This is a genomic window from Nocardiopsis trehalosi NBRC 14201, assembly GCF_001552555.1.
Classification (GTDB): domain Bacteria; phylum Actinomycetota; class Actinomycetes; order Streptosporangiales; family Streptosporangiaceae; genus Nocardiopsis_B; species Nocardiopsis_B trehalosi.
Genome location: NZ_BCRK01000057.1, coordinates 15,556 through 31,161, shown reverse-complemented (window position 1 = coordinate 31,161; position 15,606 = coordinate 15,556). Strand labels below are relative to the sequence as shown.

Below are 15,606 nucleotides of genomic sequence, written 5' to 3'. Positions count from 1 at the left end.
AAGCGTGCGCCCTAGGCCTCTAGGCGAATCCTCCGCAGACAACTTTACATGCCGGAGCGGGATGCTTCGACCGAGTTCCCAGGGGTGGGGTGCGGGCGTGGCGCGGCCGCTCCGGCCGGTGTCGGCGGCGGGTGGCGCGGCCCGCCGGTGGGGCCGGTGCCCGTGCGTGTTCCGCCGCACCCGGAACGTCGGATAGACTCGGGGCAGACCCCTCGTGCGGCGTCATCTTATGAACCTCCCCAGGGCCGGAAGGCAGCAAGGATAAGTAAGCTCTGGCGGGTGCGCGGGGGGTCCTTTCTTTTCCGGGACCCCCTTCTCGGCCCCGACCCCTCCGGCGTCTCCGGCGAACCCGTGCGGGCTGTCGCAGGCACGGGGTTCAATGGGGGGACGGACCGCCGGAGGGAGAAGTGACCGCGCCGTGAGCATCGCGCTGTATCGCAAGTACCGGCCCGCGACGTTCGGTGAGGTCCGCGGGCAGGAGCACGTCACCGACCCGCTGCGCCAGGCGCTGCGCAACGGCCGCATCAACCACGCGTACCTGTTCAGCGGGCCGCGCGGCTGCGGGAAGACGTCGAGCGCCCGCATCCTCGCCCGGTCGCTCAACTGCGAGAAGGGCCCCACCCCCGACCCCTGCGGGACGTGCGACTCCTGCGTCGCCCTCGCCCCCGACGGCGGCGGCAGCATCGACGTCATCGAGATCGACGCCGCCTCCCACGGTGGTGTCGACGACGCCCGCGACCTCCGCGAACGCGCGTTCTTCGCGCCCGTGAACTCGCGCTTCAAGGTGTACATCATCGACGAGGCGCACATGGTCACCCGCGAGGGTTTCAACGCGCTGCTCAAGCTGGTCGAGGAACCTCCGCCGCACCTGAAGTTCGTGTTCGCCACCACCGAGCCCGACAAGGTCATCGGCACCATCCGGTCGCGCACCCACCACTACCCGTTCCGGCTCATCCCGCCGAGCACGCTGCGCGAGCTGATGGAGGAGATCCTCAAGGAGGAGGACGTCCCGTTCGACCCCGCCGCGCTGCCCCTGGTGGTGCGCGCCGGCGCCGGGTCGGCCCGCGACTCGCTGTCGATCCTGGACCAGCTCCTCGCCGGCTCCGACGAGAACGGCATCACCCGCGAGGGCGCGGTGGCGCTGCTCGGCTACACCGACTCCAGCCTCCTCGGTGAGATGGTCGACGCGCTGGGCGCGGGCGACGGCGCGGCCGTGTTCGGCCTCATCGACCGCATCATGGAGGGCGGCCACGACCCCCGCCGGTTCACCGCCGACCTGCTGGAGCGCACCCGCGACCTGGTGGTGCTCGCGGCCGTCCCCGACGCCCTCGACAAGGGCCTGATCAACGTCCCGCCCGACGCCGTCGAGCAGATGCGCGACCAGGCGGTGCGGCTCGGCCCCGCCGCGCTCACCCGGGCCGCCGAGATCCTCAACCAGGGCCTGACCGAGATGCGCGGCGCCACGTCGCCGCGCCTGCTGCTCGAACTGCTGTGCGCGCGGGTGCTGCTGCCCGGCGCCGAGCCCGGTGGCGGCGACGGCGGGGCGATGCTCGCCCGGCTGGAGCAGTTGGAGCGCCGGGTGGCGTCGGCCCCGGTCGCCGCCGCACCGACGGCCGCCCCGCCCCCCGCTGTCGCGCCGCCCCCCGCTGCGGCGCAGGCCCAGCCGTCGGCGCCGCCGAGCCCCGCCCCGCAGGCCGCCGCCCCCGCTGCGGCTGCCGCTCGGCAGGCCCCGGAGCCCGCTCCGGCCGCGCCCGCCGCCGACGACTGGCCCGAGGCCACCCGCCCCGGCGCCGGCCGACCGGCCGCCGCCCCCGCGTCGCGCCCGGCGCCCGCGTCACGCCCCGCCCCGTCGGGCGGCGGCGTCATCGACATCGGGTCGGTGCAGGCGTCGTGGGGGCAGATCCTCGACGCGGTGAAGGGCTTGCGCCGGTTCACCTGGATGGTGCTGAGCGGGTCCGACGTCCACCCGGTGGGGATCGAGGGCAACCTGGTCCAGCTCGCGTTCGGCAAGCCCAACGACGCCAAGGGGTTCACCAACAGCGGGAGTGACCAGGTGGTCGCCCAGGCGATCCGCCAGGTGCTGGGCGTCGAGGTCCGCGTCGGCGCCATCGCAGCGGGCAGTGTTCCGCCGCCCCCGGCCCGGCCCGCACAGCAGGCCCCGGCGCGCCCCGAGCCCGCACCGGCGCCGCAGGCATCGTCGCCGACGCCGTCCCAGGGGACGCCGTCGCACGGCTCGGCCTCGCAGGGAGCGGCGGAGTCCGGAGCGGGGAGTGCGCCGCCCGCCTCCGACACCGGCCCGTCGCGTCCGCTGACCACCCGGCAGGAGCCCCCGCCGGACCCCTACGAGGACGCGGCGGCCCCACCCCCGGACCCGTACGAGGACGCGGCACCGAATCCGCCCGCCGACCGCCCGGCCCCCGGCCCCGCGCCGTCGAGACCCGGCCCGTCGGACCCCGGCGCGGACCCCTCCGAGGACGACGAGCCGCATCAGGCCGCCCCCGCATCGGGCCCGAAGTCGGGCTTCGCCCTCATCGAGTCCGAGCTGGGCGGCAAGGTCATCGACACCATCGACCACACAGCGGGGTAGTCGTCGCGGTCTGCGGCTCCGGGCCTCCTTGTCGACAAGTCGGCGGGGGGGCGGGAGCCGCGCCCGGGCGGGCCTTTCGGCCCTCTGGCTGTTCTGGGAGGGCCGTAGACGCACCGCGACACACGTGGAAGTTGCGGGAATCCGCTGTTCACCGGAGTATCCCCGCAGGTGAAAAAGGGTGCTCCCCGCACGCGCGGGGATGGTCCCAGGCGTCGTAGCATGTCGGGACCTCCTGGTCTGTGCTCCCCGCACGCGCGGGGATGGTCCTAAGCATCCTCTTCCCTGGCGAGATGGACGGGTGTGCTCCCCGCACGCGCGGGGATGGTCCCGCGGATATTTTGGTGACCCGCATGATTTCGATGTGCTCCCCGCATGCGCGGGGATTGCTGGGCCGGGAGATGCCTGCGGCCCGTCCCCTGGGGGTCAGGGGCGGGCCGCTGCTTTGGTGGTGGGGGTGGGTCAGCCGAACTGGCCGGGCTGGTAGTCGCCGGCCGGCTGGTGGACGAGGGCGTTCATGCGGTTGTAGGCGTTCATGACGGCGATGAGGGAGACCAGGGCGGCGAGCTGCTCCTCGTCGTAGTGGTCGGCGGCGTCGGCCCAGACCGCGTCGCCGGCGCCGCCGCCGTCGGCCAGGCGGGTGCCCTGCTCGGCCAGTGCCAGGGCGGCGCGTTCCGCGTCGGTGAAGACGGTGGCCTCGCGCCAGGCCGCCACGAGGTGCAGGCGCACCGCCGTCTCCCCGGCGTGGGCGGCGTCCTTGGTGTGCATGTCGATGCAGAAGGCGCAGCCGTTGATCTGGCTGACGCGGATCTTCACCAGCTCCTGTGTCGCGGCCGGCAGCGTCGAGCCCGCCAGCGCCCGGCCCGCCGAGTTGATGTGCTTGGTGAACTTCGCCCCGATGGTGCTGCCGTAGTAGTTGATGCGCGCGCTCATGGTGGGCTCCTTGCCGTGTCGACTGCTTCACCCCCATGACGCGGCGGGTCGGGCCAATGTGACTGCGGATCGCCACCGGATGTGCCCTGCAGGGGGTGGTGCGCATCAGCCCAGGTCGGCGCGGCGACGGGGGCGGAGAAGAGGCCGGAGACCGCCCCCGCCGCCGCCCGTCCGGCCGCTCACGCGGGTGCGGGAAGGCGCATCGCGGCGAGCTTCGCGGGGTCGACCACGATCGCGATGGCCGTGATCCGGTCGCCGGCCACCGTGAACGAGATGAGCGAGAGCGGGGTCCCGTCGGCGCGCCAGGAGACGTACCCCGGACGGCCGTCGACGCGCACCGCCCGGTACCGCGCGACGTCGCCGGACACCGTCCGCGCCCCGGAGGCGACGGCGGTGGCGCCGAGGGTGACGACGGTCCCGCCCGGGGTGTCGACGGTCAGTCGCACGTCCGGGTCGAGCACGCGCAGCAGCGCCGCGAAGTCACCGTCCGCCGCGGCCGAGCGGAAGGCGGCGACGGCCTTCCGCTCGGCCCGCCCGGCGGGCGTCGGACGCTCGGCCGCCTGGACCTTCCGGCGGGCGCGGCTGGCGGTCATCTTGGCGGCGTCGGCGGATCTGCCGAGGATGCGGCCGATGTCGGCGAACGGCACCGCGAACAGGTCGTGCAGCACGAACGCCACCCGCTCCCCGGGCGTGAGCGAGTCCAGGACGACGAGCATCGCCGACCCGACCGCGTCGGCGAGCGCCGCGACCGCCTCGGGGTCCGCGCCGTCGTCGTCCGCCGCCACGAGTACGGGCGCGCCGTCCGCGTAGGACGCCTCGGGCCGGGCCCGGCGGGACCGCAGGACGTCCAGGCTGATCCGGCCGACCACCGTGGTCAGCCAGCCCGCCAGGTTGTCGATGGTCGTCGTGTCCTGGCGGGCGAGCCGCATCCACGCCTCCTGGGCCGCGTCCTCGGCGTCGGCGTGCGAGCCGAGTACGCGGTAGGCGACCGCGCTCAGCCGGTCGCGTTCGGCCTCGAACGCCTCGGCGTCGAGGTCGGCCCGGCTGGTGTCCGTCATGTCGGCATCGTCCTTGATCCGGTTGTTCATGGCTGCGGCGGGTCCGCGTCGGCACGCGGTCTGTGGGGTGGTCAGCGGTCGGCGCGTTCCCGGTGGCGCCGCTGGCGGAGCGAGATCCGGTTGCCGTCCGGGTCGGCCGCCTCGATGCGGACGCCGAACGGGTAGTCCTCGGGTTCCGGCTGGTCGAAGGCCACGCCGCGCAGCCGCATCGCCTCGACGGCCTTGCACAGGTCGTCCGACTCCAGGAAGATCGGGCCGGCGCCGCCGCCCGGCCGGTCCTCGGTCGACGCGCCCTCGTCCGCCCAGAGGAGGATCTCGACCGGGCCGCCGGGGACGCCCACGGTGAGGAACCGCGACTCCGGGCCCCGGTAGTCAGCCCGCTTCTCCAGGCCGAGCCCTTCGGTGTAGAACTCCAGCGCGCGGTCCTGGTCGGTGACGACGGCCGTCACGTACATGATGTCCGTCAGCATTCTGGTCTCCCTCTCGGTGGTGGCGCGACGGCCGGGGTGTGCGCGGCCGTCGACCGTATGACGGGTGCGGGCACCGGGAGGTAACGCGGGCTCGGTCGGCCGCTCATCGGGGTTGGGCCGGGGCCGTGTCCCGTGGCGATGCCCGTGGCGGCGGGCGGCGCGGTCGCCGTCCACAGCCTGTGGACGGGCGCGCGCTCCTGCCCGGGACGGAGCGCCGACAGCATCGCAGGAGGGGATCGAGGTGGCTTCGAGGGCTTCCGGCGTCGCGGGCGCCGAGGGCCGGGCGTTTCCGGGCACGGTGAGGCCGTCCCTGCGGCGGTGGCGGGCGGGACCATGGTGCTGGGGGGAACCCCTGTTTCCAGTCAACCCGCACCGTGGGGTGCCGCGCCACCGCGATCGCGCTCCTGTGGAGGGCGGTCTCGATGCGGGGCTCGTCGGGTGGCCGGAGCCGGTGGGGCGGGCGGATTCCGAGGCGGCGCCGTCATCCACGGGCGGAGGCGCATGGGGTCGGGGAACGCCAGGGGAACCAACGAGGCGAGACGTATCGTCTTGACAGAAGTCGGGAAGTGCGACATGATCTGTTCAACGAGACGGGTCGTCTCGAAGAAGACAGAGGAGGGCCACATGGCCAAGGGTCGTGGAGACAACATGCTCGGCATCGGCGGGCAGCGCAACACCGTTTCGCGCAACGCCATGCGCGGCGCGGGGGCCGCGGGCAAGGGCTCGGCGCACAACGCCGCCGAGCAGAAGCGCGAGCTGCTGCGCCGGTTGAAGGAGAAGAACGAGCAGGCGCGCGCCGCCGAGAAGGCGGCCGACGACTGATGGGCGCCTCGGCGCCCGTGAACCGCGAACGGCCCCCGGTGGATTCCACTTCACCGGGGGCCGTTCGCGTGTCCGTGGGCCGCTAGCCGCGTCCGGCGGCGGGCCTGTCCGAGAATTCCGCCCATGTTGCGCCCGGCGGCGCTCACCCGGGTGCCCACACCGTTGTCCTCCTGCTCGGCGCCTACCGGGTCTCAGCACTTCCGGCGCCGCCACGTTCGATGGCGTCCCGACCGAACCGGACCTCCCGGCGCCATTCCGTCCCGCGCCCACCGCGCCCCCGCACTCGCGGTGCCCTACGCGCACTTCGCCCTCGCGACGACCGCCGAAGCTCTCGCGCCCGATGCGCTCTCCGCACTCGCGATGGCCGCCACGCCACTGCGGGCCTGGGATCGCGACGCCGACCCCTTCGCCAGGACCGCGCTTGCTTCCCCAGCCGCTGATCTTCCCTGGATGCACCGCACCGCGAGGGTTGGTCCGCCACCGACCTGCGCCGGGCGCGTCATCGATCATCCTTGGAGGCACAACGGGCCTGCTTCGCCGTCCACGGAGGGCCTTCCCGGCACCGCCGACCATCCCCCGCGCCCTCCCGACCGCGCGGGGTCAGGTGGCGGCCGGAAGCTCCCACGCCGCGCCGTCCGGGGCGTCGAGCCGGACGCGGTGTCGCCCGTCGGCCGTGACCGTGAGTCCGAACCGGTCGGGGCGGGGCCGGCCGAGCCGCTCCCACTCCTCGCGGGCGGCGTCGACCTCGTCCCACAGCGACCTGGGCCCGCCCTGTTCGACGGCCCACTGGTCGCCGTAGGGGCGGACGCGCGCCCAGGAGGCGCCGTCGTGCGAGGCCAGCCACAGGCCGCGTACGCCGCCGAACCGGTGGGTGCCGACCCGCCACGACGGCACCATGAAGGAGAGCGGGAACAGCGAGGCGCCGTCGGTGAGCGCGGCCACGGGGTCCCCGGTGACCCGGTGGGTCTCGTCGGCCCACGCGTCGGTGGGGAACGGCGGCTCGACCGCCATGGCGCGCCCGCCGGGGCTCACCGCGCCGGGTCCGTCGAGGAATCGCCCGGCGGCCGTGCCGTCGCCGGGGACGTCGAGGCGGACGAGCACCCCGCGCCCGTCGGCCGCCGCCCACGGTAGGACGACCGCGCCGCCGGGCGCGGTCTGGGCGATCCAGGCGGCGGGCACCCGGGCGGCGGGGCGGGTGGCGAGCACCCGGTCGTAGGGGGCGGCGGCGGGATGGCCGCACGCGGGGTCGCCGAGGACCGCGGCGGGGGCGCGGTGGGCGCGGGCGAGGGCCGCCCGGGCCGCCGTCAGCAGGGCGGGGTCGGATTCGACGGTGGTGACCGCGCCGTCGCCGAGGCGGGTCGCGAGCAGGGCGGTGACCCACCCCGTTCCGGTGCCGGCCTCCAGCACGCGGTGGCCGTCGTGCGGCGCGGCGGCCTCCAGGGCGCGGGCGGCCGCGGAAGGCGCGGGGCCGATGGGGGAGGGGGCGCCGCCGAACCGGCCGAGGAGGGCCTCGTCGGTGCCGACGGCGGTGAGCCACCGGTCGCGGGCGGTGGCGGCGTCGAGTTCGATGCCGTGGGCGGTCAGGACGCCGGCCGCCGGGACGAACAGGTGGCGGGGGACCGCGCGGAACGCGGCGGTGAGCCGGGGGTCGCGGAGGGCGCCGGCGCGGACCAGGGTGTCGACGAGCAGGGTGTGGCGGCGGTCGGCGGTGTCCATGGGTCTCCTAGCGGGCGGGGGCCGCCCGTCGGAATCGTCCCCCTCCGCGCCCGCACCGAACCCTTGTCCCGGTCGCCGCCGACCTGTCCCGGCCCCAGTGCGGCCCGGTCCGCGAGGAGGGAGAGGAGCCCCGGTGCGGGGTGGGCCGCCCCCGGTGCCCGCTGCCGTGCCGCTCGGTTCCGCGCCCCGTCGCGTCCGGGATCAGGCGGGGACCTGGGGGCGGGTGGCCGTCGGGTAGTCGGTGTAGCCCTCGGGGCCGGTGGAGTAGTGGTGGTCCGTTCCGATGACCGGGGCCCAGGGGGCGCCCTCGGCGATGCGGTCGACCAGGTCGGGGTTGGCGATGAACGGGCGGCCGAACGACACCAGGTCGACGCCCCTGTCGCGCAGCAGCCGCTCGGCCGAGGCGAGGGTGGTCTCCTCGTGCTCCCCGGTGTTGCCGACGAGCGTCCCGCTCCAGCGGGGCCGCAGGTCGGCCAGCGCGGGGTAGACCGGGTCGTCGGTGAGGTGCAGGTACGCCAGGCCGAGCGGGTCGAGGGCGGCGAGGAGGGCCCGGTAGACCGGCGCGGGGTCGGTCTCCGACATCTCGTTCTCCGGGTTGCCGGGGGACAGCCGCAGGGCGGTGCGGTCGGCGCCGACGGCGTCGGCGACCGCCTCGGTGACCTCGATCGCGAACCGGGCCCGCCCCAGGGGTCCGCCGCCGTAGGCGTCGGTGCGCCGGTTGGTGCCGTCGGCGAGGAACTGGTGGACCAGGTAGCTGTTGGCCCCGTGGATCTCCACGCCGTCGAAGCCGGCGCGCAGGGCGGCGCGGGCGGCCGCGGCGAAGTCGGCGACCGTGGAGCCGATCTCGGCCGCGGTCATCGCGTGCGGGACCACCGGGTCGGCCTTGGCGGTGAGGGTGTGCACGGAGTTGGTCAGCGGCACGGCGGAGGGGGCCTCGGGGGTGCCGCCGTCGCGCCGGTTGAGCGGGTGCCCGTTGCGTCCGGCGTGCATGAGCTGGGCGAAGATCCGCCCCCCGGCGCGGTGCACCGCCGCGGTCACCGGCCGCCACGCGGCGACCTGCTCCTCGGTGTGCAGACCGGGCTCGTTGAGGTACTGGCGGCCGCGCTCGCTGGGGGCGATGCCCTCGGAGACGATGAGCCCCGCGCCGGCGCGCTGGGCGTAGTAGGTGGCCATCAGCGGGCGCGGGACGCCGCGGGTGTCGGCGCGCAGCCGGGTCATCGGCGCCATCACGACCCGGTTGGGCAGGGCGAGGCGGCCGAGGGTGGTCGGGGTGAGCAGCGGGCTGGGGTGTGCGGTGGTGTCCGTCATGGGTCCGACCGTAGAATGTGCCATCGATGTCAGTTTCAACCCTTTGTGGGGGAGGTCACATGCGGATCGGCGAGCTCTCCCGGCGCACCGGGGTCAGCGTGCGGTCGCTGCGCTACTACGAGGACCAGGGCATGCTGGCGTCGCGCCGCACCCCCGGCGGCCACCGCGAGTACGGTGACGACGCGGTGGGCACCGTCGAGCGCATCCAGTCCCTGTTCGCCGCCGGGCTGTGCAGCGAGAAGATCGTGGAGCTGCTGCCGTGCATGCGCGACCGCGACCGCGGCGCCCCCACCCCCGACCTGCTCGACCGGCTCGCCGTCGAGCGCACCCGCATCGACGGGATGATCGCCCGCCTGGAGCACTCCCGCGACCTCCTCGACGGCGTGATCGCCGAGACCGCCGCGGCCTCCGCGCCCGCCGGCCGCGCGGCCGCCCCCGCCGCCCCGCCGCGAGCGGCTACGCTCGCAGCAACGGGAACCCGCAGGCAAGGAGAAGCGCAGTGAACCCTGGCGGTGGAATGGACATGCAGGCCCTGCTCCAGCAGGCCCAGCAGATGCAGCAGCAGTTGGTCATGGCGCAGCAGGAGCTGGACGAGGCCAAGGTCGAGGGCACCTCGGGCGGCGGCCTGGTCACGGTGACCGTGAGCGGCCGCGGGTCGGTCGAGGACATCAGCATCGACCCCAAGGCGATCGACGGCGACGACCCCGCCGAGACCGCGCAGACCGTCGCCGACCTCGTGCTCGCGGCCATCCGCGACGCCGAGTCCGGTGTCGAGGAGCTCCAGCAGGAGAAGATGGGCCCGCTCGCCGAGGGCCTCGGTGGCGGCGGCATGCCCGGCGGTATGCCCGGGCTGGGCTTCTAGCCGCGTCCGGCGTCCCGGGCGCCCCCGCGGCTCGGTTACCGTGGGGGGCGACACGACGAGCTGAGTGGTAGGCGATGTACGAAGGCGCGGTCCAGAATCTGATCGACGAGCTCGGGCGGCTGCCCGGCGTCGGTCCGAAGAGCGCGCAGCGCATCGCCTTCCATCTGCTCGCCGCCGAGACCGCCGACGTCAAGCGCCTCGTGCACGCGCTGGTCGAGGTCAAGGAGCGCGTCCGGTTCTGCGCGGTGTGCGGCAACGTCGCCGAGGAGAGCGAGTGCCGCATCTGCCGCGACCCGCGGCGCGACACCGCGGTCATCTGCGTCGTCGAGGAGTCCAAGGACGTCGTCGCCATCGAGCGCACCCGCGAGTTCCGCGGCCGCTACCACGTGCTCGGCGGCGCCATCAGCCCCATCGAGGGCATCGGCCCCGACGACCTGCGCATCAAGGACCTCATGACCCGGCTGTCCGATGGCCAGATCACCGAGCTGATCCTCGCCACCGACCCCAACCTCGAGGGGGAGGCCACGGCCACCTACCTCGCGCGCCTGGTCAAACCCTTGGGGATGAAGGTCACGCGGCTGGCCAGCGGCCTGCCCGTCGGGGGCGACCTGGAGTACGCCGACGAGGTCACCCTCGGCCGGGCCTTCGAGGGCCGCCGCAGCCTGGAGTTCTGAACCTCCGCCCGCCGGCGTCCGCCGAGCTGGAATGTGACTTTCTCCCCGGTTCCCCCTGGACCGAGTATGTGCGCCCGAAACGGGTAAAACCTCGCGCTGGTGCCTCCTGCCGCAGGTGGGAGGCCGTCCGAAGTGACCCGATGACTACACTTCAACTGATCACCGTGATCCCGATTCCCCAGGAGCAACGACCGTGGCTCTGATCGTGCAGAAGTACGGTGGATCTTCCGTCGCCGACGCGGAAGCCATCAAGCGAGTGGCCCAGCGGATCGTCGCTCAGAAAAAGGCGGGGTACGACGTCGTCGTCGTGGTCTCGGCCATGGGCGACACCACCGACGAACTCCTCGACCTGGCCGAGCAGGTGTCCCCGCTGCCCCCGGGCCGCGAACTCGACATGCTGCTGACCGCGGGCGAGCGCATGTCCATGGCGCTGGTCGCCATGGCCATCGGCAACCTCGGCTACGAGGCCCGGTCGTTCACCGGTTCGCAGGCGGGCGTCATCACGACGTCCCTGCACGGCAACGCCAAGATCATCGACGTCACGCCGGGGCGCATCCAGGAGGCCCTCGACGAGGGCTCCATCTGCATCGTCGCCGGCTTCCAGGGCGTCTCGCAGGACAGCAAGGACATCACGACGCTGGGCCGCGGCGGCTCCGACACCACGGCCGTCGCCCTCGCCGCGGCGCTGAACGCCGACGCGTGCGAGATCTACAGCGACGTCGACGGCGTGTTCACCGCCGACCCCCGCATCGTGCCCACCGCGCGGCGCATCCCCAAGATCTCCTACGAGGAGATGCTGGAGATGGCGGCCAGCGGCACCAAGATCCTGCACCTGCGCTGCGTGGAGTACGCGCGGCGGTACAACATCCCGCTGCACGTCCGCTCGTCGTTCAGTCAGAAGCCCGGTACCTGGGTCGTCTCCGAAGTTGAGGAAGCCGAAGGCATGGAACAACCGATCATCTCCGGTGTCGCGCACGACCGGAGCGAGGCCAAGATCACGGTCGTGGGCGTCCCCGACAAGGTCGGCGAGGCCGCGGCGATCTTCTCCGCGCTCGCCGCCGCCGAGACCAACATCGACATGATCGTGCAGAACGTGTCGGCGGCCTCCACCTCCCGCACCGACATCTCCTTCACCGTGCCCATGGAGTCCGGGCAGACCGCGCTCACCGCGCTGAAGAAGATCCAGGACACGGTCGGGTTCGAGTCGCTGCGCTACGACGACCAGATCGGCAAGGTGTCGCTGGTGGGCGCCGGCATGCGCTCCTACCCGGGGGTCACCGCGCGGTTCTTCGACGCCCTCGCCCGCTCGGGCACCAACATCGAGATGATCTCCACCTCGGAGATCCGCATCTCGGTGGTGGTCGAGCAGGACCAGGTCGACACCGCCGTCGCCGCCGCCCACTCGGAGTTCCAGCTCGACGCCGACCAGGTCGAGGCCGTCGTCTACGGAGGTACCGGCCGATGAGTTCCCGCCTGCCCACCCTGGCCGTCGTCGGCGCCACCGGCGCCGTCGGCACCGTCATGCTCGACATCCTCTCCACCCGCGAGAACGTGTGGGGCGAGATCCGGCTCGTGGCGTCGCCGCGCTCCGCCGGCAAGCGCCTCACCGTCCGCGGCGAGGAGGTCGAGGTCCAGGCGCTCGCCCCCGAGGTCTTCGACGGGGTCGACGTCGCCATGTTCGACGTGCCCGACGCGGTGTCCAAGGAGTGGGCGCCCGTCGCCGCCGAGCGCGGCGCCGTCGCCGTCGACAACTCCGGCGCGTTCCGCATGGACCCCGACGTCCCGCTGGTCGTGCCCGAGGTCAACGCCGAGCAGACCCGCAACCGGCCGCGCGGCATCATCAGCAACCCCAACTGCACCACCCTGTCGATGATCGTCGCCATGGGGGCGCTGCACCGCGCCTACGGGCTGGCCGAGCTGGTCGTCGCCTCCTACCAGGCGGCCTCGGGCGCCGGCCAGGAGGGCATCGACACCCTGCACGACCAGCTCGCCAAGGTCGCCTCCGACCGCACCCTGGGCAGCCGGGCGGGCGACGTCCGCGCCGCCGCCGGCGAACTCGGCCCGTTCCCGGCGCCGCTCGCCATGAACGTCGTGCCGTGGGCGGGGTCGCTGAAGGACGACGGCTACTCCTCGGAGGAGCTGAAGGTCCGCAACGAGTCCCGCAAGATCCTCGGCCTGCCCGACCTGCGGGTGTCGGCCACCTGCGTGCGCGTCCCGGTGGTGACCACGCACTCCCTGTCGGTGCACGCCACCTTCGAGCGCGAGGTCGACGCCGACGCCGCCCGCGCGGTGCTGGCGTCGGCGCCGGGCGTGGTCGTGCTGGACGACCCGGCGGCCGGCGAGTTCCCGACCCCGGCCGACGTCGTGGGCACCGACCCCACCTGGGTGGGGCGGATCCGCCGCTCGATCGACGACCCGCGGTCGCTCGACCTGTTCCTGTGCGGCGACAACCTGCGCAAGGGCGCCGCGCTCAACACCGCGCAGATCGCGGAGGTCGTGGCGGCCGAGTTCACCGCCTGACACCCCCGCCACCGCGCCGGCCCGCCCCCACCCGGGGGCGGGCCGCCGCTGTTCGCGGGGTCAGCGCCGCTGCGGGCGGGCCAGGCTGAGCCGGTACAGCAGCCGGCAGTGCTCGACCGAGCCGACGAGGTCGGAGGTCTCGACCGGGCGCTGCCCGTTGTAGTGGGTGCGTTCGACCACGAGCGCCGGCCGGCCGGGGGCGAGCTTGAGCAGCGACGCCTCGGGTTCGCGCAGCGGCCGCACCCCGACCTCCTCGACCACCCGGTCGATGATCACCCCGGCCGCGCCGAGCCGGTCGAGCACCCCGCTGCCGGGGTCGGCGTCGGCGGGGGTGCGCAGGGTGCCCTGGGTGAGCACCACCGGTTCCCACGCCGTGTGCAGGGCGACGGGCGCCCCGTTGGCGGTGCCCAGGCAGCGGGTGCGGTACACGGGGTCGCCGTCGCGCAGGGTCAGCCGCCGGGCGACCAGGTCGCCGACCCGGACGGTGAGCGTGCCGAGGTCCTCGCGGTCGAGCGGGTCGACGCCCGACCCCGACGAGCGGTCGGTCCGGGAGAACCGGTGGATCTGCGGCACGGGCCGCACGTAGTAGCCGGACCCGGGGCGGGCCTCGACCAGCCCCTCGCTGACGAGCAGCCGCAGCGCGTGCCGGGACACCTGCTCGCTGACGTGGTGGGTGCGGGCCAGCCGGGAGCGCGACGGCAGCCGGGTGCCGGGCGCGTATTCGCCGTTGAGGATGGGGCGGCGCAGCAGTTCCGCCACCCACAGGTAGCGCGGTTGCCCAGTCACGGCTACACGGCCCCCGGTGCCGGTCCCCCCGTGCGGGCGCCGGTGCTTCTCAGCGCGAAGTCGAGTTCGACGGCGGTGTGCCGGATGCGCTCCTCGACCACGAGGGAGCCGTGCCCGGCGTCGAACCGGAACACCTCGTGCGGGTGGCCGAGTTCGGTGAGGCGGTCGAGGTAGACGTCGATCTGCCGGATGGGGCAGCGGGGGTCGTTCTCCCCGGCGAGGACGAGCACGGGCGCGGTGAGGTCGGCGGCGTAGGTGAGGGGGGAGGAGCGCCGGTACCGCTCGGGGACGTCGTCGGGCGACCCGCCGAACAGGTCGCGGTCGAACGCGCGCAGCGCCTCCATCTCGTCGGCGTAGGCGGTGGCGTAGTCGGCGATGGGCACCACCGCGATGCCGGCGGTCCAGTCGCCGGGGTACACGCCCAGGGCGAGCAGGGTGAGGTAGCCGCCCCACGAGCCGCCGGACAGCACGAGCCGGTCGGGGTCGGCGGTACCGGAGGACACCGCCCAGTCGCGGACGGCCTTGACGTCCTCCAGCTCGGTCAGGCCGACGCGGCCCACGAGGGCGTCGCGCCAGGCGCTGCCGTAGCCGGTGGAGCCGCGGTAGTTGACCCGGACGACGGCGAACCCGTGGTCGACCCAGGCGGCGGCGTCGGGGGAGAACGCGTCGAGGTCGTGCGCGTGCGGGCCGCCGTGCACCAGGAACACGGTCGGGTGCGGGCCGGGGGAGCCGTCGTCGGGCACCGACACCAGGGCGTGCACGGGACCGCCCGGGCCGTCGACCAGGACGTCGCGGACGGGGACCGACGGCGGCGCGGTGATGCCGGGCGGGGTGAGCAGGACGCCGCCGGCGGTGCTGCGGATCTCGGTGGGGCGCGCGGAGCTGGACCAGGAGTACTCGACGCTGCCGTCCGGGCGGGCGGTGGCGCCGGACACGAACCCGGGCGGGGCGGGGACCTCGGTGACGGCGCCCGTGGCCAGGCGCAGCAGGTACGGCCGGGAGCGGGCCCGGTGGTCCTGGAGGATCAGCAGGTGCTCGCCGTCGGGGGTCCAGTCGGCGGAGAGGTCGCCGGGGAGGTCGAGGGCGGGGTCGTGCTCGGCGCCGGTGGCGGGGTCCCAGACCAGGGGTTCGCGGCGGCCGCGGCGCTCGTGCAGGACGAGCAGCCGGTGCCCGCCGGGCGCGAACCCGGCCGCGTGGAGGCCCCGGCCGGGGCCGTCCCACAGGTCGGCGAGCGCGGTGGCGGAGCCGTCGGGGTGCAGCCGGAGCACCCGGACCGCCGGGTGCCGGCTGTCGCCGTGCTCGCTGTGGGTGATCGCGAGCAGGGTCTCGTCGTCGGACAGCGCGGCGACGCCGCCCTCGTTGCGGTGGGCGTAGACGGTGCGGGGCGCGGTGCCCGGCACGCACAGGTGGGCGCTGAACCCGTCGTCGGTGGAGCGGCCCACCGCGGCGGCGCCGGAGGCGCCAAGAGCGAGGCCGGCGTCGTACGCCGGGCCGAGTCCGGGCACGGCGGTGCGGTCGGGGCCGCCGTGGAACGGCTGCACGCGCCACACGCCGAACTCGTCGCCGTCGGTGTCGTCGAACCACCACACGTGCGCGCCGGTGGGGTCGAGTGCGGCGTCGAGGGTGCCGTGCCGCCGTTCGGTGACCTGCCGGTGCGCGCCGGTGCCGCGGTCCCAGGTGTGGATCTCCCACGTGCCGGAGGTGTTGCCGCGGTACAGCGCGTGGTCCGGCGCCTCGCGGGCCCACGACGGGAGACTCATCCTGCCCGCGCGGAAACGATCCTGCCAACGCTCGCCCATGCTGCCCAGTAAAGCAGCGGTGTTCGGCCCATTGGGGCCGAATCGACGAGTCGACGTGGCCACACGCGGTCGAA

Annotated in this window: 14 protein-coding genes and 1 other RNA gene; 8 read left to right on the top strand and 7 right to left on the bottom strand. The window is 74.4% G+C overall.

Features of this window, described 5'->3' with window-relative positions; translation table 11 throughout:
- The first annotated feature begins 203 nt into the window (after positions 1–203).
- Together ffs and NT8_RS12745 are read left to right on the top strand one after the other, a co-directional pair.
- Positions 204–299, top strand: an RNA gene (gene ffs, locus NT8_RS12750) — signal recognition particle sRNA small type.
- Positions 300–418: 119 nt separating this feature from the next.
- Positions 419–2,587 (top strand): DNA polymerase III subunit gamma and tau, encoded by a 2,169-nt coding sequence (locus NT8_RS12745; protein ID WP_067968193.1) that lies wholly within the window; start codon positions 419–421, stop codon positions 2,585–2,587.
- Between the two features lie 459 nt (positions 2,588–3,046).
- On the opposite strand, the gene NT8_RS12740 is transcribed toward NT8_RS12745, so the two are convergent.
- The 3 genes from NT8_RS12740 to NT8_RS12730 form a co-directional block, all read right to left on the bottom strand.
- Positions 3,047–3,517, bottom strand: a complete 471-nt coding sequence (locus NT8_RS12740) for a carboxymuconolactone decarboxylase family protein (RefSeq protein ID WP_067968190.1) — start codon at positions 3,515–3,517, stop codon at positions 3,047–3,049.
- 179 nt (positions 3,518–3,696) lie between these two features.
- The gene (locus tag NT8_RS12735; protein WP_067968214.1) at positions 3,697–4,575 is read right to left on the bottom strand and encodes a sigma-70 family RNA polymerase sigma factor; all 879 of its coding nucleotides are present in this window, start codon (positions 4,573–4,575) and stop codon (positions 3,697–3,699) included.
- Between the two features lie 71 nt (positions 4,576–4,646).
- Positions 4,647–5,045, bottom strand: coding sequence for a VOC family protein (locus NT8_RS12730; protein ID WP_067968187.1), 399 nt, complete (start codon positions 5,043–5,045; stop codon positions 4,647–4,649).
- 624 nt (positions 5,046–5,669) lie between these two features.
- On the opposite strand from NT8_RS12730, the gene NT8_RS12725 reads away from it, so the two are divergent.
- On the top strand, positions 5,670–5,867 hold the full coding sequence (locus NT8_RS12725) for a DUF6243 family protein (protein WP_067968185.1): 198 nt from the start codon (positions 5,670–5,672) through the stop codon (positions 5,865–5,867).
- A gap of 600 nt (positions 5,868–6,467) precedes the next feature.
- On the opposite strand, the gene NT8_RS12720 is transcribed toward NT8_RS12725, so the two are convergent.
- The gene (locus NT8_RS12720) at positions 6,468–7,583 is read right to left on the bottom strand and encodes a methyltransferase domain-containing protein (RefSeq protein ID WP_067968183.1); all 1,116 of its coding nucleotides are present in this window, start codon (positions 7,581–7,583) and stop codon (positions 6,468–6,470) included.
- 201 nt (positions 7,584–7,784) lie between these two features.
- Positions 7,785–8,891, bottom strand: coding sequence for an alkene reductase (locus NT8_RS12715; RefSeq protein WP_067968181.1), 1,107 nt, complete (start codon positions 8,889–8,891; stop codon positions 7,785–7,787).
- A 59-nt stretch (positions 8,892–8,950) separates the two neighbouring features.
- On the opposite strand from NT8_RS12715, the gene NT8_RS12710 reads away from it, so the two are divergent.
- The 5 genes from NT8_RS12710 to NT8_RS12690 all read left to right on the top strand — a co-directional run bounded on the left by NT8_RS12710 (position 8,951) and on the right by NT8_RS12690 (position 12,947).
- Complete coding sequence (locus NT8_RS12710) at positions 8,951–9,394, top strand: MerR family transcriptional regulator (RefSeq protein WP_067968178.1); 444 nt, start codon at positions 8,951–8,953, stop codon at positions 9,392–9,394.
- A 14-nt stretch (positions 9,395–9,408) separates the two neighbouring features.
- The gene (locus NT8_RS12705) at positions 9,409–9,753 is read left to right on the top strand and encodes a YbaB/EbfC family nucleoid-associated protein (RefSeq protein ID WP_067968176.1); all 345 of its coding nucleotides are present in this window, start codon (positions 9,409–9,411) and stop codon (positions 9,751–9,753) included.
- A gap of 74 nt (positions 9,754–9,827) precedes the next feature.
- Complete coding sequence (gene recR / locus NT8_RS12700) at positions 9,828–10,427, top strand: recombination mediator RecR (RefSeq protein WP_067968173.1); 600 nt, start codon at positions 9,828–9,830, stop codon at positions 10,425–10,427.
- Between the two features lie 193 nt (positions 10,428–10,620).
- Positions 10,621–11,892, top strand: a complete 1,272-nt coding sequence (locus NT8_RS12695) for an aspartate kinase (RefSeq protein ID WP_084468880.1) — start codon at positions 10,621–10,623, stop codon at positions 11,890–11,892.
- Entirely contained in the window at positions 11,889–12,947 is a 1,059-nt protein-coding gene (locus tag NT8_RS12690) for an aspartate-semialdehyde dehydrogenase (RefSeq protein ID WP_067968171.1), read from the top strand. The genes NT8_RS12695 and NT8_RS12690 overlap by 4 nt, the downstream gene beginning before the upstream one ends.
- A 60-nt stretch (positions 12,948–13,007) precedes the next feature.
- On the opposite strand, the gene NT8_RS12685 is transcribed toward NT8_RS12690, so the two are convergent.
- Together NT8_RS12685 and NT8_RS12680 are read right to left on the bottom strand one after the other, a co-directional pair.
- A complete protein-coding gene (locus NT8_RS12685) occupies positions 13,008–13,733 on the bottom strand; it encodes a GntR family transcriptional regulator (protein ID WP_067968169.1) in 726 nt (241 codons plus the stop codon).
- A 2-nt stretch (positions 13,734–13,735) separates the two neighbouring features.
- Positions 13,736–15,532, bottom strand: a complete 1,797-nt coding sequence (locus tag NT8_RS12680; protein ID WP_067968168.1) for an alpha/beta hydrolase family protein — start codon at positions 15,530–15,532, stop codon at positions 13,736–13,738.
- Between the last annotated feature and the right edge of the window lie 74 nt (positions 15,533–15,606).